The following is a 16,281-nucleotide window of genomic DNA, read 5'->3' on the forward strand; positions in this document are numbered from 1 at the left end:
CCGCGGCGAGGGCTCACCGGAGACCCAGTCGCCGGAACAGGCCGACCGTCGTCATCAGGCCCAGGGTGACGAGACAGAGTCCGGTGATCTGCAACATGCCGGGGATTTCACCGACGATCGGGATGCCGACCAGCACCGACAGGGCCGGAACGATGGCTGGGAACAGCACGGCCCGGCTGACGCCGAGGAAAATCACCGCCTGACTGTAGGCTACCATGGTGATGGCGCCCTGCAGGCCGCCCTGCACCAGTCCCTGGAAGGCCAGCATGCCGAGCGGCAGTGCTTGCAGATGGGCAATGCCCATCACCGCCAGATAGACCGGCGTGGTCAGCAGGAAGGACAGCACGGCCACGACCGCCGTCGCCGGCAGCGCCGGCAGGCGCCAGTGCCGCAGCAGCAGGGTGAAGCCCGCCCACAGTACGCTCGACCCGAAGAACAGGAGATCGCCCAGCCAGGCCCGTTCGCCCGATGGCTGGGTAAGCCCGTCCCAGCCGATCAGGACGATGCCCGTCAGCACGATGGCGGCGCCGACCAGATGAGTGCGACTGAGGCGCTCGCGCAGGAACAGGGCGGCGCCGATCGTGCTGACGATGGTGACGGTCGACGGCGCGATCACCGCGCCGTGCGCGAGCGGCGCGAAGCCGTAGCCGCCGGTCTGCAGCAGCGCGAAGGGAGCGCCGCCCAGCAGGGTCAGGATGAGTGATCGCCGCAAGCCGATACCCGCGAAGTCGCGCACGCCGTAGCGCAGCAGCAGCGGAAACATGATCGCGCCGGCCACGATGTAGCGGGCGAAGATCATGTCGACGGCGCCGAGTCCGCCCAGGATGCCGGCGCGTGCCGAGGCGAACGACAGCGACGCCCCCAGGGCCATGATGGAGCCGCACAGGAAGCCCCAGTGGTCGCGCGTCATCCGCACGAATGTCCCCTCGGCCATGCCCTTCGCTAGCACGGAGCGGGCCAGCGGCACACGAATTTTAGTGCAATCGATCCAGAATCGCGCTCATATGCTGCGATGGCTCGCTTGAGGGAATTCGACGAGGACCGCGCGCTCGATGCCGCTGTCGACTGTTTCTGGAGTCGCGGCTACGAGGCCACGTCGGTGCGCGACCTCGCGCGCGAGATGGGGATCGGCGGCGCCAGCCTGTACAATGCCTTCGGCGGCAAGCGCGCCCTGTTCGCGCGCGTCCTGGAACGCTACGCCAACCGTTCGACGCGAGAGCGCATCGCGCGGCTCGAAGCCGCTCATCGTCCCCGCGAGGCGATCCGCGCCTTCCTGGCGGAGGTGATCGACCGTTCGCTGAAGGATCGCGACTGCAAGGGCTGCCTGCTGGTGAATTCCGCGCTCGACGTCGCGCCGCACGACGCAGAACTGGGCCGCGCGGTTACCGGCTACCTCGAGGAGATCCGCGCGTTCTTCCGGCGCAACGTCGAGGCGGCGATCGCGGCCGGCGAGACGCCGCGCGGCACCGATGCCGAGGTCCTGTCCATCCACCTGCTGGGCGTACTGATGGGCATGCGGGTCCTGGCGCGCACCGGCGCCCGCCGGCGCACGCTGGAAGCGGTGGTCCAGCCGGCGCTCGACCTTCTGGGGAGGCCGCATTGATCGACCATCTGAACGATGCCGCCCTGAGCACGCTGCCGGACGACGCTCCCGTGGTCATGCTGAACCTGATGCGTTTCCGCGAATGCTCGCTGGACGGCAACGGCAGCGGATGGGACGCCTACCTGCGTTACAGCGCACTCACCATAAAACTGATCAAGGCGCAGGGCGGCACGATCATCTGGACGGGCGATGCCGAAGCGGTGGCACTGGGCGAACCCGACCGGCATCGCTGGGACTACGTGGCGCTGGTCCGCTATCCCTCGCGCGCGGCATTCCTTGCCATGATGAACTCGCCCGAATACGCGGCAGCCAACGTCGAACGTGAGAACGGCTGCGCCGACCACGCCATCGTCGCCACGCGCGAGACCTATCGGAAATTCACATGAGGAGTCCGGGGCCATGGTGAAACGTCTCAGCGAGATGCCCGAGGTCGAAGCCCACCACCTCCGGCGCATCGAGTGCCCGACCTTCGACGACACGCCGGCGCTGCGTGGCAAGCCGCTCAGCCAGCGCCGCATCGCACTGATCTCGACCGCGGGCCTGCATCGACGCGGCGACCGGCCATTCCGCCCCGGCGACGGCAGCTATCGCGTCATTCCGGCCGAGACCCCGGCGCGCGACCTGGTCATGAGCCACATCTCGGTGAACTTCGACCGCACCGGCTTCCAGCAGGACCACAATGTCGCCTTTCCGATCGACCGGCTGCGCGAGCTGGTCGAACAGGGCATCGTGGGCTCGATGGCGTCGATGCACTATTCGTTCATGGGCGCGTTTCCGCCGGATGCAGCCGAACCACATGCCCAGCATCTGGCCGGCCTGCTGAAGCAGGATGCCGTCGACGCGGCCCTGCTCGTTCCCGTTTGACCCGCCTGCACGCGCGCCGTGGGCGCGCTCGGCCACTATCTCGAGCGTCAGGGCATTCCAACCGCCAGCATCAGCCTGGTGCGTGAGCACACCGAAACGATCCGCCCACCGCGTGCGCTCTGGGTCACGTTCGAACTCGGACGTCCGCTCGGCATCCCCGACGATCCCGGCTTCCAGCGGCGCGTGCTGCGCGCGACGGCGGAGCTGCTGGAGCGCAGCGATGGGCCGCTGATCGTCGACTACCCCGAAGAGGCCACCGAAGAAGTCGACTTCACCGGTTGGGCCTGCCCGATCAACCTGGCGCCCCAGGCAACCGACACGCTTGCGGCGGAGATCGATCGTCTGGCGACCTGGCACGATCAGAGCGTCGCCCGGACAGGCCGCACCACCGTGGGGGTCTCCGGCCTCGACATGCCGGCGGCCGGTGCCCTTCTGTCAGCAGCGCTGGCCGGCGACCTGCCGTCGGCCCAGGCGCTCAAGGAAGCGGTCGACGATCTCCGCGCCTACTATCTGGAGGCCGCCTCGGCCTTTCCCGATCCCGGCACATCGAAGAAACGCAAGGCGTGGCTGTGGGACGAGACCCTGTTCGGCAAGGCGCTGCTCGATCTGCAGCCCAGGCTGGCCGCCAGCGCCGACCCGCAGCACAGGATTCTGGGAAACCTCACCCTGATTCCGGCGACCGAGCGCCACCGGCTGACGAAAACCTAGAGAACCATCTGCGTCTGCGTCACCACCGCCACGAGCTTGCCGTCGGCGGTGGTGATCCGGGTGGTCCAGACCATGGTGCGGCGGCCGCGATGGACCGGCGTGGTCTCGCCGATCACCGTGGCGCCGACCGGGGCCGGGCCCACGAAGTTGGTCTTGCTCTCGATTGTCGTGGTGCCCTTGCCCTCGGGCAGGTTGAGCACGGTGGCGGCGGCGCCCAGCGTGTCGGCGAAGGCCATCACCGCGCCGCCGTGCAGGATGGCGGGCCGCGTACAGAGCTCGGGGCGCACGACCATCTCGGCCTTCACCCCGGTCTCGCTCGCTTCCGTGAACCTGAGCCCCAGCACCTCGGCGAAGGGCAGCTTGATGGCGTTCAGGTGCTGGAGCTTGTCCATGGTCGTTCCCCTCTAAACAGCGGTATGGAGCCGGCGCAGGCCGAGATATTCCAGGATCACGAAGTCGGCCACGATCAGCGCGACCACGACGATGCCCGCGATACCGGCCGTGGTCCACGAGGCCGGCAGCGCGAGCACCAGCGCGCTGGCCGCCACCCAGGCGATATCGGCGGCGAAGATGAAGCGGGCGAGGCCGCGCGGCAGTTCGCCCCGCGAGGCGACCCAGGCGCAGAGACCGCCGAAGGCCACGACACCCACGCCCAGCAACTCGAACAGGATGGCGAGATCGAGGCCGGCGACGGACACCGGAGCATGAGCAGCGAAGCGAGCGAAGGGCGCGGCGAAGGCCACGAGCATCGCGCCGGAGAGTACGGAGAAGGCGGCGTTGCCCCACAGGGTGCGGCGGAGCAGGCGATCGGATGAAGCAGTCATGTCGTCCTCCTTTGGTTGCGGACGATCGGGAGATCGCATTCCCCCACCGGTCCCTCAATTACGCAGGAGGTAATCGGCGGACCCGAGGGCCAGTGCTAGGTTTCGCTCCATCATGAGCACCCACCCCGCTTCCGCCCCCACGGCTCCGGTCGACACGTTCGGTCCCATGCTGCGCGCCTGGCGCCGGCGCCGCGGCGCCAGCCAGCTCTCGCTGGCGCTGCAGTCCGGCGTCTCGCAACGCCATGTCAGCTTCCTCGAATCGGGACGTGCGCGCCCCAGCCGCGAGATGGTGGTCCAGCTCTCGACCGCGCTCGACGTGCCGCTGCGCCAGCGCAACGAGATGCTGCTGGCCGCTGGATTCGCGCCAGCCTATCGCGAGAGCAATCTCGCCGCGCCCGAACTCGCGCCGGTGCGCCAGGCGATCGATTTCATGCTGAAGCAGCAGGAGCCCTACCCTGCCGTCGTGATCGACCGGCTATGGAACCTGCTGCTGGCCAACGAGGCGGCCAACGCCTTCACCGTCTTCCTGTTCGAGGGCATGCCGCCGGCACCGCCGCCCGGCAAGGGTCCCAACCTGCTGCGCTGGATCCTCGACCCGAAGGCCCTGCGCTCGAAGATCTCCAACTGGGAGGAAGTCGCGCGCTATCTCGTGTCGACGACATATGCCGAAATCCTGGCGGCTGGCGGCGAGCCCCGGGCGCTCGCCTTCATCGAGGAGATCATGGCCTATCCCGACGTGCCCGCCTCGTTCCGCAAGCTGCGCTTCGAGGAGCGGCCGGCGCCGGTGCTGACGGTCGACTATCTGGTGGGCGGCAAGGCACTGTCGGTCTTCACCACCATCGCCACTTTAGGGACCCCGCAGGACATCACCCTGCAGGAAGTCCGCGTCGAGAGTTTCTTCCCGGCCGACGACCGCAGTGACGCGCTGTTCAGGAGCCTCGCGGCGAAGGGCTGACGGGGCCGAGCGGCCAGGAGCGCCCGACGGCTGATGGCGTGACCGCGGCAAAGTGCTAATCACGTCGCCGACCATGGGCGGCCCTGGCATCCTCGTTACACTCGACATCGCCCTGCGCGGCGCGGGCATTGCGCTGCTCCTGATCGTCGCGGCCGCAACGCTGCGACGGGCCCAGGGCCGGCCCGCCGCCTGGCTCGGCGCCCTGCTCGCCGTGGGAGCCGCCGCCTACGTGATCTGCTCGTCGCCCGGGCCCCATGATCCGCCGCTCTGGTTCGCCCCCGTCCTGATGCTCTGCACCGGCAATGCCGCCGTCTTCTGGCTGTTCGCCCAGGCGATGTTCGACGATTCCTTCCGGTTGAAGCCCTGGCACTCGCTGGTCTGGCTGGGCCTGGTCGTCTGGCCGCTGGCCCATCTCCTCGGTGCGGGCTTCACCTCGCACTGGCTGGTGGGTGTGCTCGTGCGCGGTGCGGTGATCCTGTTGGCGTTGCTGGCGCTGGCTCAGACTGTACGGGGCTGGGGCAGCGATCTGGTCGAAGGCCGGCGGCGCTTGCGGCTGTTCATCCTGATCGCCGTCGCCCTCCACATCGCCGTCACCGTCACCGCCGAACTGGTCATCGGACCCGACCAGGTCCCGATGAGCTTCCACCTTCTCAACTCGGGCGCCTTGGCCGCGATCGCGGCCATCGTCGCCCTGCTGCTCCTGCAGGCCGACCTCGATTCCGTCCTGGGTCCGGCGGCGGTCGGACCGATGGTCGAAGCCCCCGCGCCCGGCACCCCGCCCTCTCGCCCGCCCATCGCAGAGGCGGCGCCAGGGGACGAGCCCGCTGACCCGGTCCTGCTCGCCACACTCGAACGACTGATGTCGGTCGACAGGCTTTACCGTCAGGAGGGTCTCACCATAGGCGTCCTGGCCGGCCGGCTCGGCCTGCCCGAGTACCGGCTGAGGCGCGCCATCAATCGCGGGCTGGGCTACCGGAACTTCAACGAGTACCTGAACCGCCACCGCCTGGCCGATGCCAAGCAGGCCCTGGCCGATCCCGGCCAGGCCACCGTCCCGATCCTGACCATCGCGCTCGATTCGGGTTTCCAGTCGCTCGGTCCCTTCAACCGGGCCTTCAAGGCAGATACCGGCATGACTCCGACCGAGTACCGAAAGGCCGCCGAAGGCCGCAACGGCTCCTGATCTCCCGCCGATTCCGGAATCGGCGAGCCGTTTTTCGCCGCGGATCGCCGATTTTCGGCTTCGGCGCGATCCTTCCGCCACCTCCTCCTAGGCATTGGGCACGCCCGATGGAGGGGCGGTCGATGAACGAACTCTGGCACGTCTACCTGTCTGCCTGGCCCACCGTCTGGGCCATGGACACTGGCCGCTACCTCGTGGCCGCCACGCTGATGGCCACGATCCTCGCGCTGTTCTGGCGAGCCGGGCTGGCCCGCCGCAAGCTGCAGCCCCGCGATCCCGCCCAGGGCCAGAGGCGGCGCGAATTGCTGGCGTCGCTACGCACGGCCTTCATCTTCTCATTGCTGGGCGCCGTGGTGGCAGTGGGCGACCATCAGGGCTGGATCACGATCTACAAGGACTTCCGCCAGGCCGGACCGCTCTACCTCGTCCTGTCGCTCGCCCTGCTGCTGGTGGTCCACGACACCTACTTCTACTGGGCCCACCGCGCCATGCACCACAGGCGCCTGTTCGCGCTGTTCCATCGCACGCATCATCTGTCGCGCACGCCGACACCGTGGGCCGCCTATTCCTTCGCCATCCCCGAGGCCATCGTGCACGGCGCCTTCGTCCCGCTCTTCCTCCTCGTGGTGCCGATGCACGGAATCGGCCTGCTGGCCTTCGGCATCGTGCAGATCCTGCGCAACGTCATGGGGCATGCCGGTGCCGAGGTGCATTCCGCCGCCTTCGGCCCCGGCCGCTGGCTGGGCTGGAACAACACGACGACGCATCACGATCTGCATCACGAAGCCGGACGCTACAATTACGGCCTCTACTTCCGCTGGTGGGACAAGCTGATGGGCACCGAGCATCCCGACTACCGGCGGAAGTTCGAGGCAACCGTCTCGCCGGCCTCGGCCGCCACCGCGCCCGGCCGCGCCATTGCACGGGCGATCACCTGCGTCGTGGCCGGAGGCATTCTCCTTGGCGTCGACCCGGTCCATGCCCAGGAAGGCCCAGTCGGCCGTTGGGTGACGCCCGGCGCGTCGGCCATCGTCGAGATCGCGCCCTGCGGCGGGGCGCCGGACCTGTGCGGTACGATCCGATGGCTGTGGGACAACGTCGACGACAAGGGCCGGCCGCGCGGAGACGACCGGAATTCCGACCCCTCCCTGCGGTCGCGGCCGCTCGTCGGCCTGTCGATCCTGTCGGGGCTCGCGCGCACCGCGGGCGGCGGCTGGGAGGGCCGCATCTACAATCCCGAGGACGGTCAGACCTATCGCGCGACGGTGCGTCGGCCGACCGCCGACACGCTGACGATCGAAGGCTGCGTCCTGTTCATCTGCCAGAAACAGGTGTGGCGCAGCGCGGGAGCGCTGGCCGCCGCGCTGCGTTGACGCGGGTCAGCGCTCGAGGGTGATCGACATCGCGAAGGTCTCGGTGGCGCCCGGTGCGATCGGCACGATGCCGGGCTTGTCGGCCAGCTCACCGTCGAAACCCTCGGGGCTGGCATGGCCATGCCACGGTTCGATGCAGACATAACCGGCGCCAGGCTTGGTCCAGATGCCGAGATGCGGCATGCGCGGGAAGTCGACGCGGAGCGCCTCGCCATAGAGGACACTGCGGCTGGCCAGCGTGTCGAAGACCAGCGCGCCCTCCTCGAACAGGCCGTCGTGCAACAGGAGGTGACGGTCTTGCACCGGCGTCGGGAACTGCGCGGCGCTCAGCAGTCCGTCGATCGGCCGGCGGATCGGTGCGGGCTCATTCTTGTCGAACACGATCTCGTGGGTCGCGCGCGGCTTGCCGTAGGGCAGCGGCCAGCGCAGCGCCGGATGGAAGCCGAACGATGCCTGCATGACCACGGCGCCGAGGTTCGTGACCTCGGCCTCCATGTGCAGGGTGGCGCCTTCGATCCGGTAGGTGACGTCCAGCCGGAACTCGAAGGGATACTGGCGCCGCGTCGCCTCACTCGACTCGAGCCGCCAGGTGCAGGACGCGGCATCGGACCGGACCAGCGCGAAAGTCGAGGTCCGGGCGAAGCCGTGACGCCCGATTTCGTATTCCTTGCCGGCCACATTGAGCCTGTTGCCGGTCACTTCGCCGACGATGGGAAAGAGGAGCGGGGAGCGGCCGTTCCAGACGGCAGGATTGCCGTCCCAGAGGAGATCGGCACCAGCGCCATCCTGCAGACGTACGAGTTCGGCGCCGGTGGCGGAAATCTCGGCGCTGAGCGCCGCGGTGGAGATCGAGACGGTAGAATTCGAGACAGGGGAGGCCATGGGCCATCCTACAACAGATGCGCTTCGCGAACGGCATCGTCGATGGAGGGCAGGTAGCGGACCTGGGGCCGCCCGGCGCCAGCCCTCAGCAGCGCGTGGCGCACCGACGGCGTGGCGCCCGTGACGTAGACCCGTACGCCATGCCGCGCCGACTTGCGGCCGGCGCCCGCAATGACGTTTGCCGCCGTCGAATCGACGAAGGGCACGGCGCTGAAGTCGATGACGAAGGCCTTGTGCTGGTCGGCGATGTTGTCGAGCACGGCGCCCACGGTCGAGGCCGTACCGAAGAAGAAGGCGCCGGACAGCCGGTAGACGATCACCTGGGGGTCGGTCACGAGATCGGCGGCGAAGGGCGCGCGGGCCGGCTGCGCGACGATGCCCGCCGTCGCGGTCAGGCGCTGGACGAGCAGGATGACGCCGAGCGCCGTGCCGACCACGATCCCTTCCATCAGGTCGCGGAACACGGTGAGGAGGAAAGTCGACACCAGGACGACCGCGTCGCCGCGCGAGGAGCGCAGCAGGGTCACGAACTCATGCTTCTCCGCCATGTTCCAGGCGACGACTGCCAGCACGCCGGCCAGGGCCGCCAGCGGGATAAAGGCCGCCAACGGCGCGGCCAACAGCATGAAGCCCAGCAGAAAAGCCGAGTGGAGCATGCCGGCGACCGGTCCGCGCGCGCCGGCACGCACGTTGGTGGCGGTGCGGGCGATCGTGCCGGTGGCGCAGATCCCGCCGAACAGCGCCGATGCGATGTTGGCCACGCCCTGGGCCACCAGCTCGCAGTTCGAACGGTGGCGCCGGCCCGTCATGCCGTCGGCCACCACCGCCGACAGCAGCGACTCGATGGCGCCCAGCAGCGCGAAGGAGAGCGCGTCCGGCAGCACGGCCAGGATCTTCTCCAGCGACATGTCGGGCAGGCTGGGCGCGGGCAGCATCGAGGGAATGCCGCCGAAACGGCTGCCGATCGTCTCGATCGGCAGGCCAAGAATGACGGTCGCGAGCGAGGTGACAACAACCGCGACCAACATGCCCGGCCAGTGCGGCCGCAGCTTCTTGAGTCCGACGATGATACCGATCGTCGAGAATGCCAGGGCGACGGCTGCCGCGTTCAGGGTGCCGGCCGCGCCCGCGAGCGCTTCGAGCTTGGCGGCGAACTCACCCGGCTCCTTGCCCTGCAGGGTGAGACCGAACAGGTCCTTGATCTGGCTGGCGAAGATGATGACGGCGATGCCCGTCGTGAAACCCACGGTGACCGGATAGGGGATGAACTTGACGAAGGTGCCGAGCCGGAGCGCCCCGGCCGCCACCAGGAAGACGCCGGCCATCAGGGTGGCCAGCAGCATGCCTTCGATCCCGTGGCGCGCGACCGTTGCGGCGACCAGCACGATGAAGGCGCCGGCGGGGCCGCCGACCTGGAACCGGCTGCCGCCCAGTGCCGAGATCAGGAAGCCGCCGACGATCGCCGTGAACAGGCCGCGCTCCGGCGTCGTGCCCGAGGCGATGGCGATGGCCATCGAGAGCGGCAGCGCCACGATCGCCACCGTGAGGCCTGCGATGGCATCGGCGCGCAGCGAGGCCAAGCCGTAGCCCTCGCGCAACACCGAGACGAGCTTGGGAACGAAGGGGCCGTCGAATCTCGTCAGGAAGGTCGAGGCAGAGGGGCTACCGACAGACATAATACAATTAATTTGTGTGTTATGATGATATCGAATAACGCCGATCGACACAACCCGCCCCAGGCCGGACCAGTCTCGGGGAAATAGTGAGATGTTGTCTGACAACCCGGTCGCACCCGGGCTCAAACCCATGCATAGTCCGCGCACGGTCCCGGTCGCAGAACCAAAACAGGGCCTCTGGAGGAAACGACATGAAGCGCAGACTGCTGATGGGCGGTATCGCCGCCTCGACTCTCGCTGCACCGTTCATTGCCCGCGCGCAGGCGCCGCTGACGCTGAACGGCGCCGTGCAATTCAACGACGACCACGCCTTCAACAAGACCCTCCTCAAGTTCGAGGAGCTGGTGAAGAAGTATTACGGCAAGCCGATCAACTTCGTACTCCATCGCAATTCATCGCTGGGCCTCGAGAAGCAGTATTTCGAGTACATGGCGCAGGGAAAGGCGGTGGACTACGCGGTCGTCTCGCCGGCCCACATGTCGACCTTCTCGAAGGCCGCGCCGTTCATCGATGCGCCGTTCCTGTTCCGGGACCTCGCGCAATGGAACAAGGTGCTCGACCTCGATCTCCTGAAGCCGGTGGCGGACGAGGTCGCGCAGAAGGCCCAGGTCATGCTGATCGGCTATGCCGGGGGCGGCGTGCGCAACATCTTCGTCAACAAGCCGGTGAGCAACCTGGCCGAGATCAAGGGCCTCAAGGTCCGCGTCCAGGGGGCGCCGATCTGGTCCAAGACCTTCGCAGCCGCCGGCATGTCGCCGACCGTCATCGCCTACAACGAGGTCTATAACGCCATCCAGAACAACGTGATCTCGGCCGGCGAGAACGAGGCGGCCGGCGTCGAATCGATGAAGTTCTACGAAGTGGCGCCCAATCTCGCGATGACCGAGCACGCCATCACCATCCGTCCCGTCTGCTTCTCGTCAAAGACCTTCAACTCCCTGCCCAAGGACCTGCAGGACGCGGTCGTCAAGGCCGGCAAGGAGGCCGGCGCCTACGGTCGCCAGGTCGAGAGCAGCGAGGACGAGCAGAAGCTCGTCGCGCTGGAGAAGGCCGGCAAGCTGAAGCGCATCCCGTTCAAGGACCGCGCCGAGATGAAGAAGCTGGTCGACCCGGTGATGGCCGCCTACGCCAAGGAGATCGGCGCCGATGGCATCTTCATGAAGATCGTCGCCACCAACTGAGCCGTACGCGCAGCGGGGCTCGCCGCTCCGCTGCGCCTTTCTCCCGGTGCGAAACCGGGCGTGCGTTTTTCCGAACGGTTTCCGAATGAACTCTCCTGCCTCGACGCCCGGCCTCTGGCGCCGGTTCACGGCCGCCTATGCCAAATTCCTGACCGGCCTCCTCGCCCTCTCCGTCGCCGTCATCATCATCCCCGTCACCCTGCAGATGATCTCGCGCTACACCGCGCTGATCCCGGCCTATATCTGGACCGAGGAGATGGCGCGCTTCCTGTTCATCTGGATGATCATGATCGGCGCCATGATCGGCGTGCGCGAAGCCTCGCACTTCGAAGTCGACGTGTGGCCGACCCTGCCCCGCCGCGGCGAGGCCGCCGTGCGCATCGTGGCCCGTCTCGGCATCCTGGCCTTCGCGATGGTGTTCCTGATCGGCGGCATCGAGTTCACGCGCTTCGCCTGGTATCGCACCTCCGAGCTGGCAGACCTGCCGCTCTGGATGATCCACATCGCCTGGCCCGTCGCGGCCGTCACCTGGATCGTCTTCCTCGGCGAGCAGTTCTACGACGAAACGCGCATCCTGTTCGGCAGGAGCGCGACATGACCGGCGCGCTCTTCTCGGCCGGAGAAGCGGCCTCGATCCTGTTCGGCTGCTTCTTCGTGCTGCTGGTGCTGCGTGTGCCGGTGGCCTTTGCGCTCGGCCTCGCGTGCCTGCCGCTCTTCTATCTCGAGCCGCGGCTCGGGACGATGATGCTCGCGCAGGAAACCTTCAATGCCTACAACTCCTTCATCCTGCTGGCCGTGCCGTTCTTCCTGCTGACGGCCAACCTGATGAGCGTCGGCGGCATCACCGACCGGCTGGTGGCGCTGTCGCGCGCCATCGTCGGCAGCTTCCCCGGCTCGCTGGCCCAGATCAACGTCGTGCTCTCGGTCTTCTTCGCCGGCATCTCCGGCTCCTCGACGGCCGACGCGGCCAGCCAGAGCAAGATCTTCATCGATGCCCAGACCAAGGAGGGTTACGACCTCTCCTTCTCGGTCGCCATCACCGCGGTGTCCGCCGTGCTGGCGGTGGTCATTCCGCCCTCGATCCTCATGATCGTGTGGGGTGGCCTGATTTCGACCTCGATCGGCGCACTCTATCTCGCGGGCGTCGTGCCCGGCCTGCTGATCGCCGGCGCCCAGATGGCCACGGTGCACGTCTATGCCGTCAAACGCGGCTATCCGACCTATCCGCGCGGGACGTTCCGCCAGCTCCTTCGCTCGATCTGGGTCTCGATCCCGGCCTTGATGACACCGGTCATCATCGTCGGCGGCATCCTGGCGGGCTGGTTCACGGCGACCGAGTCGGCCTGCGTGGCCGTGCTCTACTCGGCCGTGCTGTCGATCGTGGTCTATCGCGAGATGGGGCCGAAGGAGCTCTACAGGGCGCTGGTCGATACGGGCAAGCTCGCCTCCGTGGCGCTGTTCTGCATCGGCACCGCCTCGGCCTTCGGCTGGCTGCTGGCCTACTACAGGATCCCGCAGGAGCTGCTGGCCAATGTCACGACCTGGGGCATGGGCCCGATCGGCGTCGGCTTCTTCATCGCCTTCGTGTTCCTGGTGGTGGGCTGCTTCCTCGACGCCATCCCGGCGATCATCATCGTCGGCACGGTGCTGGAGCCGCTGGCTAAGTCGGTCTCGATGGACCCGGTCCACTTCGCCATCGTCTCGATCGTGGCCCTGGCGTTCGGGCTGGTGACACCGCCCTACGGCCTCTGCCTGATGATCTCCTGCGCCGTCGCAGGCGTCCCCTTGCGCTTCGCGCTGAGGGACACGCTGATCATGCTGGTGCCGATGGTCGTCGTGCTGGCGGCGATGATCGTCTGGCCCGACATCGCCCTCTTCCTGCCCCGCCTCATCGCGCCGGAGCTGCTGAAGTAGTCGGGTGCCCTACGGCATGTTGCGCACGCGGTCCCAGGCGGCGGTGAAGTTCGGTGCCTTGTCGGGACGGCAGGGCAGCGCGCGCTTGGGGTTGGGATCCTCTATGAAGGCATCGCGCAGGCGGGCGGCGCAGGCATCCTGCACCACGACACCGTGGCCCTGCGCCCGGAAGACGACGTTGCGCGAGGCGGACAAGGTCTTCGCGGCTTCTCGCGCCCAGGCCGGCGGCGTCAGCCAGTCGTAGCCGCCGCTCAGCAGCAGGGTCGGCACCTCCGACTTGACCGGCTGACGTTCCGCGGCCGGCGCAGGCATGACCCGCCACACCGGACAGAAGGTCGGCGACTTGCTCGACTTGGCGTTCAGCCCGTAGACCCCGTTGCCTTCGATCGCCTTGCGCCGGGCCGTCCGGTCGACCATCGGCCAGGTCTCTCGGCATTCGACGCTGTTGTAGAGCCCGTCGAACTGCTGGGCGTTCTGTTCGAGCAGCCCGCCGTCGTTGGTCTCGAGATCCTCGGCGTAGAGCTTGAGCAGCCGCAGGTCGCCGCGCTGCGCCGCCGCCACCGTCTCGGGGATGGCGGCGACCTCGCCCTCGCGCATCATGTTGAGCAACACCATCATCAGCTGGGTGCCATCGAGCTGCACCGGATGCGGACCGTCCTCCAGCGTGAGCGCGAGTTCGATCGGCGTGCGCTCCGCCGCCTCGATCAGGCCCTCGAGGGTCGCACGCAGCGCCGGATGGCGTTCGCGGCACACGGCATCGGCGGCGCAGTCGGCGTAAAGCTGCTCGAAGGCGCGGCGGATGATCGTCGGCTCGTTCTGCTCGCCGTTGACCTGGGGCGGGTAGACGCCGTCGAGCACGGCGGCACGCACCAGGTCGGGATGCCGGCGCATCACCTCGAGCGCCCAGCGCGTGCCATAGGACACGCCGTAGATGTTGACCTTGCTCTGGCCCAGCGCCGCCGCGAGGTCGGCCACGTCGTCGGCCAACGCAGGCGTCGTGTACATGCCGAGGTCGATCTTGCGGCGATCGAGTCCGGCCCGGCAGCGCGACAGGATCTCGCGCTCCTGTTGCTCGGTCACGGCGCGGCGGCGGGCCCTGGCCGGATCCGAGGTGCGCGTGTCGAAGCAGTCGAGATTGGGGTTCGAGCCCCCGGCGCCGCGCTGGCTCAGGATGACGACGTCGCGGCGACGGCGGATGGCGGCGGTCTCGTTCCACCAGTCGCCCTCGCTGAGCGCATCCGCCCCCGGCGTCGAGGCGACCAGCGGAGCGTCGCCGGGGCCGCCCGAGAGGTAGATCATCGGCTCGACGCCGGCGGTGCGCTTGGCCTTGAGGATCGCCACCTTCAATTTGATCTCGCGGCCCTGCGGCTGCTCGCGATTCTCCAGCACCGTCAGGACGTAGCACTCGACCCGGTCGCCGCGTGGCGGCTTGAAGGTGCAGCGCTCGCGCTCCAGCCGCGGCGCCGCTTGGGCGCTTCCTGCCAAAGCCACCAGGAATGCTGCCAAGCCGTACAGGAACCGCAGTCGCGCCATGGATATCTTCTGCCACATCGGAGCTTGTGACGGCATGAAGTAATTCTATGGAAACCGTAAGGCAGGACATCTTGCCAGTCAGGGCATGCCGCCTCAGGTTGCGGCCCATGACCCAACGCTCCTATTGGACCGCCGTCTGGTGCGGTTTCCTCGTCCTTACCATCGGCCTCGGCGTCCGCCAGAGCTTCGGCATCTTCCTGAAGCCGATCTCCGCCGAACTCCATGTCGGCCGTGAACTCTTCTCCTTCGGCACCGCGCTCTCGATGTTGCTGATGGGCGTCATCGCGCCCTTCTCCGGCCGCCTCGCCGACCGGTTCGGCTCCGCACCGACCATCGCGGGTGGCGGCGCTCTCTACGTCGTGGGCATGATCGTCACCGCCACGATGCATGACGGGTTCATGCTGATCCTGGGCAACGTGCTGGTGGGCGCCGGCCTCTCCGCGGCGACCTTCGGGCCGGTGCTGGGCGTGATCCTGCGCGTGGCCCCGCCCGCCAAGCAGGCGCTGGCAGTCGGCATCTGTTCGGCCGGCGGCTCGTTCGGCCAGTTCTTCATCGTGCCGCTGGCGGCCGTGCTGCAGAACTATTTCGGTGACTGGCGGCCGACCATGTGGGCGCTGACGGCGCTGGCCGTGCTGATCATGGTGCTGCCGATCGGCCTCAACGACCGCAAGGAGATCGCAGCCTCCAGGAAGGCAGGCGGCGGCAGCCAGACCACCGGCGAGGCGCTCGCCGAGGCCTTCGCGCAGCGCAGCTACGTGCTGCTGGTGGTCGGCTATTTCGTCTGCGGCTTCCACGTCGCCTTCGTCGGTGGCCACCTGCCGGCCTACATCTCCGACAAGGGCATCGGCCTGTCGCTGTTCGGCATCAACCTCTCGCCGGCCGAACTCGGCGGCTGGGCGATCGGCATGGTCGGTCTCTTCAACATCGCCGGCGCCATCCTGTGGAGTTCGATGGGCAACCGGTTCAAGCGCAAGAACCTCCTGTCGACGCTCTACCTGCTGCGCTCGCTGGTCTTCCTGGGCTTCGTGCTGGCCCCGCTCTCGGCAGCCTCGGTGCTGACCTTTGCGGCAGCACTTGGCTTCCTGTGGCTGGGCACCGTGCCCCTCACCACCTCGCTGGTCGGCTACATCTTCGGTCCGGTGCACGTCACCATGCTGAACGGCTTCGTCTTCATGGGACACCAGATCGGCAGCTTCTTCGGTGGCTGGGGCGGCGGGCGGCTGTTCGACCTGCAGGGCAACTACGACATGATGTGGTGGATCTCGATCGTGCTCGGCCTCGTCTCGGCGGCGCTGCACTACCCGATCGTCGAGGAGCGGCTGGTCCGCCCGGCGGCGATCCCGCAGCCGGCATGATGGCGGGCACGACGATGGGCTGGCGTCCCGTCCTGCTGTGGGGACTGGCCAGCCTGGTGGTGGCCGCGACGATCGTGTCGTTCATCCTGTGGGGCCTGAACGGCCCCGCCTACCTCGTCGACCTGATCGCGGCCTATTGCCTTTAGAGTCTTTTCGGCAACGCTTGGCGCCTTCAATGGCTCCAGAAAGCAACATTGTTGCGCCACGCCCTGCATTCAGGCGGGTGCGAC

At 67.8% G+C, this 16,281-nt stretch carries 18 protein-coding genes; 12 read left to right on the plus strand and 6 right to left on the minus strand.

The annotated features are described in order from the left end of the window. Positions 1-13: 13 nt before the first annotated feature. Entirely contained in the window at positions 14-934 is a 921-nt protein-coding gene (locus Q0Q48_RS21530) for a DMT family transporter (RefSeq protein ID WP_295142390.1), read from the minus strand. A gap of 78 nt (positions 935-1,012) precedes the next feature. On the opposite strand from Q0Q48_RS21530, the gene Q0Q48_RS21535 reads away from it, so the two are divergent. Genes Q0Q48_RS21535 through Q0Q48_RS21550 form a run of 4 tightly spaced genes read left to right on the plus strand, consistent with a single transcriptional unit; the run spans position 1,013 to position 3,175 of the window. Beyond that, positions 1,013-1,603 carry a TetR/AcrR family transcriptional regulator gene (locus tag Q0Q48_RS21535; protein WP_295142391.1) on the plus strand — a complete coding sequence of 197 codons (591 nt, stop codon included), beginning with the start codon at positions 1,013-1,015 and terminating at the stop codon, positions 1,601-1,603. 56 nt (positions 1,604-1,659) lie between these two features. Further along, complete coding sequence (locus tag Q0Q48_RS21540) at positions 1,660-1,989, plus strand: DUF1330 domain-containing protein (protein WP_295142473.1); 330 nt, start codon at positions 1,660-1,662, stop codon at positions 1,987-1,989. A 13-nt stretch (positions 1,990-2,002) separates the two neighbouring features. Further along, entirely contained in the window at positions 2,003-2,467 is a 465-nt protein-coding gene (locus tag Q0Q48_RS21545; RefSeq protein WP_295142393.1) for a glycine/sarcosine/betaine reductase selenoprotein B family protein, read from the plus strand. A gap of 18 nt (positions 2,468-2,485) precedes the next feature. Further along, complete coding sequence (locus Q0Q48_RS21550; RefSeq protein WP_295142396.1) at positions 2,486-3,175, plus strand: hypothetical protein; 690 nt, start codon at positions 2,486-2,488, stop codon at positions 3,173-3,175. Here Q0Q48_RS21550 and Q0Q48_RS21555 read toward each other — a convergent pair. Further along, positions 3,172-3,567, minus strand: a complete 396-nt coding sequence (locus tag Q0Q48_RS21555; protein ID WP_295142399.1) for a PaaI family thioesterase — start codon at positions 3,565-3,567, stop codon at positions 3,172-3,174. The genes Q0Q48_RS21550 and Q0Q48_RS21555 overlap by 4 nt on opposite strands. Positions 3,568-3,579: 12 nt before the next feature. Continuing rightward, positions 3,580-3,999 carry a hypothetical protein gene (locus tag Q0Q48_RS21560; protein ID WP_295142401.1) on the minus strand — a complete coding sequence of 140 codons (420 nt, stop codon included), beginning with the start codon at positions 3,997-3,999 and terminating at the stop codon, positions 3,580-3,582. A 112-nt stretch (positions 4,000-4,111) separates the two neighbouring features. On the opposite strand from Q0Q48_RS21560, the gene Q0Q48_RS21565 reads away from it, so the two are divergent. The 3 genes from Q0Q48_RS21565 to Q0Q48_RS21575 all read left to right on the plus strand — a co-directional run bounded on the left by Q0Q48_RS21565 (position 4,112) and on the right by Q0Q48_RS21575 (position 7,510). Further along, positions 4,112-4,954, plus strand: coding sequence for a helix-turn-helix transcriptional regulator (locus Q0Q48_RS21565; RefSeq protein WP_295142403.1), 843 nt, complete (start codon positions 4,112-4,114; stop codon positions 4,952-4,954). 52 nt (positions 4,955-5,006) lie between these two features. Then, positions 5,007-6,137 (plus strand): AraC family transcriptional regulator, encoded by a 1,131-nt coding sequence (locus tag Q0Q48_RS21570; protein ID WP_295142406.1) that lies wholly within the window; start codon positions 5,007-5,009, stop codon positions 6,135-6,137. 122 nt (positions 6,138-6,259) lie between these two features. Next, entirely contained in the window at positions 6,260-7,510 is a 1,251-nt protein-coding gene (locus Q0Q48_RS21575; RefSeq protein ID WP_295142409.1) for a sterol desaturase family protein, read from the plus strand. A 6-nt stretch (positions 7,511-7,516) separates the two neighbouring features. Here the strand turns inward: Q0Q48_RS21575 and Q0Q48_RS21580 are convergent, their stop codons facing one another. Both Q0Q48_RS21580 and Q0Q48_RS21585 read right to left on the minus strand, forming a co-directional pair. After that, on the minus strand, positions 7,517-8,392 hold the full coding sequence (locus Q0Q48_RS21580; protein ID WP_295142413.1) for an aldose 1-epimerase family protein: 876 nt from the start codon (positions 8,390-8,392) through the stop codon (positions 7,517-7,519). An 8-nt stretch (positions 8,393-8,400) separates the two neighbouring features. Continuing rightward, positions 8,401-10,068 carry a SulP family inorganic anion transporter gene (locus Q0Q48_RS21585; protein ID WP_295142417.1) on the minus strand — a complete coding sequence of 556 codons (1,668 nt, stop codon included), beginning with the start codon at positions 10,066-10,068 and terminating at the stop codon, positions 8,401-8,403. A gap of 191 nt (positions 10,069-10,259) precedes the next feature. Here Q0Q48_RS21585 and Q0Q48_RS21590 point away from each other — a divergent pair, with 191 nt between their 5' ends. The 3 genes from Q0Q48_RS21590 (at position 10,260) to Q0Q48_RS21600 (ending at position 13,163) form a co-directional block, all read left to right on the plus strand. Next, the gene (locus Q0Q48_RS21590; RefSeq protein WP_295142420.1) at positions 10,260-11,249 is read left to right on the plus strand and encodes a TRAP transporter substrate-binding protein; all 990 of its coding nucleotides are present in this window, start codon (positions 10,260-10,262) and stop codon (positions 11,247-11,249) included. 85 nt (positions 11,250-11,334) lie between these two features. Further along, positions 11,335-11,847 (plus strand): TRAP transporter small permease subunit, encoded by a 513-nt coding sequence (locus tag Q0Q48_RS21595; RefSeq protein WP_295142423.1) that lies wholly within the window; start codon positions 11,335-11,337, stop codon positions 11,845-11,847. Then, positions 11,844-13,163 (plus strand): TRAP transporter large permease, encoded by a 1,320-nt coding sequence (locus tag Q0Q48_RS21600; protein WP_295142426.1) that lies wholly within the window; start codon positions 11,844-11,846, stop codon positions 13,161-13,163. Before Q0Q48_RS21595 ends, Q0Q48_RS21600 begins: the two co-directional genes overlap by 4 nt. Positions 13,164-13,172: 9 nt before the next feature. On the opposite strand, the gene Q0Q48_RS21605 is transcribed toward Q0Q48_RS21600, so the two are convergent. Continuing rightward, on the minus strand, positions 13,173-14,732 hold the full coding sequence (locus Q0Q48_RS21605; protein ID WP_295142429.1) for an alpha/beta hydrolase: 1,560 nt from the start codon (positions 14,730-14,732) through the stop codon (positions 13,173-13,175). 71 nt (positions 14,733-14,803) lie between these two features. Here Q0Q48_RS21605 and Q0Q48_RS21610 point away from each other — a divergent pair, with 71 nt between their 5' ends. Next, on the plus strand, positions 14,804-16,051 hold the full coding sequence (locus Q0Q48_RS21610; protein WP_295142432.1) for an MFS transporter: 1,248 nt from the start codon (positions 14,804-14,806) through the stop codon (positions 16,049-16,051). After that, positions 16,048-16,197, plus strand: a complete 150-nt coding sequence (locus Q0Q48_RS21615; RefSeq protein WP_295142435.1) for a hypothetical protein — start codon at positions 16,048-16,050, stop codon at positions 16,195-16,197. Before Q0Q48_RS21610 ends, Q0Q48_RS21615 begins: the two co-directional genes overlap by 4 nt. The last annotated feature ends 84 nt before the right edge of the window (positions 16,198-16,281 follow it).

It is taken from the genome of uncultured Reyranella sp. (genome assembly GCF_945957355.1).
In the GTDB taxonomy this organism is placed as follows: Bacteria; Pseudomonadota; Alphaproteobacteria; order Reyranellales; family Reyranellaceae; genus Reyranella.

Coding starts and splice junctions, on each gene's coding strand:
- Q0Q48_RS21585 (WP_295142417.1), bottom strand. CDS start 10,068: ATGTCTGTCGGTAGCCCCTCTGCCTCGACCTTCCTGACGAGATTCGAC.
- Q0Q48_RS21615 (WP_295142435.1), top strand. CDS start 16,048: ATGATGGCGGGCACGACGATGGGCTGGCGTCCCGTCCTGCTGTGGGGA.
- Q0Q48_RS21595 (WP_295142423.1), top strand. CDS start 11,335: ATGAACTCTCCTGCCTCGACGCCCGGCCTCTGGCGCCGGTTCACGGCC.
- Q0Q48_RS21555 (WP_295142399.1), bottom strand. CDS start 3,567: ATGGACAAGCTCCAGCACCTGAACGCCATCAAGCTGCCCTTCGCCGAG.
- Q0Q48_RS21535 (WP_295142391.1), top strand. CDS start 1,013: ATGGCTCGCTTGAGGGAATTCGACGAGGACCGCGCGCTCGATGCCGCT.
- Q0Q48_RS21540 (WP_295142473.1), top strand. CDS start 1,660: ATGCTGAACCTGATGCGTTTCCGCGAATGCTCGCTGGACGGCAACGGC.
- Q0Q48_RS21590 (WP_295142420.1), top strand. CDS start 10,260: ATGAAGCGCAGACTGCTGATGGGCGGTATCGCCGCCTCGACTCTCGCT.
- Q0Q48_RS21580 (WP_295142413.1), bottom strand. CDS start 8,392: ATGGCCTCCCCTGTCTCGAATTCTACCGTCTCGATCTCCACCGCGGCG.
- Q0Q48_RS21605 (WP_295142429.1), bottom strand. CDS start 14,732: ATGCCGTCACAAGCTCCGATGTGGCAGAAGATATCCATGGCGCGACTG.
- Q0Q48_RS21560 (WP_295142401.1), bottom strand. CDS start 3,999: ATGACTGCTTCATCCGATCGCCTGCTCCGCCGCACCCTGTGGGGCAAC.
- Q0Q48_RS21565 (WP_295142403.1), top strand. CDS start 4,112: ATGAGCACCCACCCCGCTTCCGCCCCCACGGCTCCGGTCGACACGTTC.
- Q0Q48_RS21610 (WP_295142432.1), top strand. CDS start 14,804: ATGACCCAACGCTCCTATTGGACCGCCGTCTGGTGCGGTTTCCTCGTC.
- Q0Q48_RS21530 (WP_295142390.1), bottom strand. CDS start 934: ATGGCCGAGGGGACATTCGTGCGGATGACGCGCGACCACTGGGGCTTC.
- Q0Q48_RS21575 (WP_295142409.1), top strand. CDS start 6,260: ATGAACGAACTCTGGCACGTCTACCTGTCTGCCTGGCCCACCGTCTGG.
- Q0Q48_RS21545 (WP_295142393.1), top strand. CDS start 2,003: ATGGTGAAACGTCTCAGCGAGATGCCCGAGGTCGAAGCCCACCACCTC.
- Q0Q48_RS21600 (WP_295142426.1), top strand. CDS start 11,844: ATGACCGGCGCGCTCTTCTCGGCCGGAGAAGCGGCCTCGATCCTGTTC.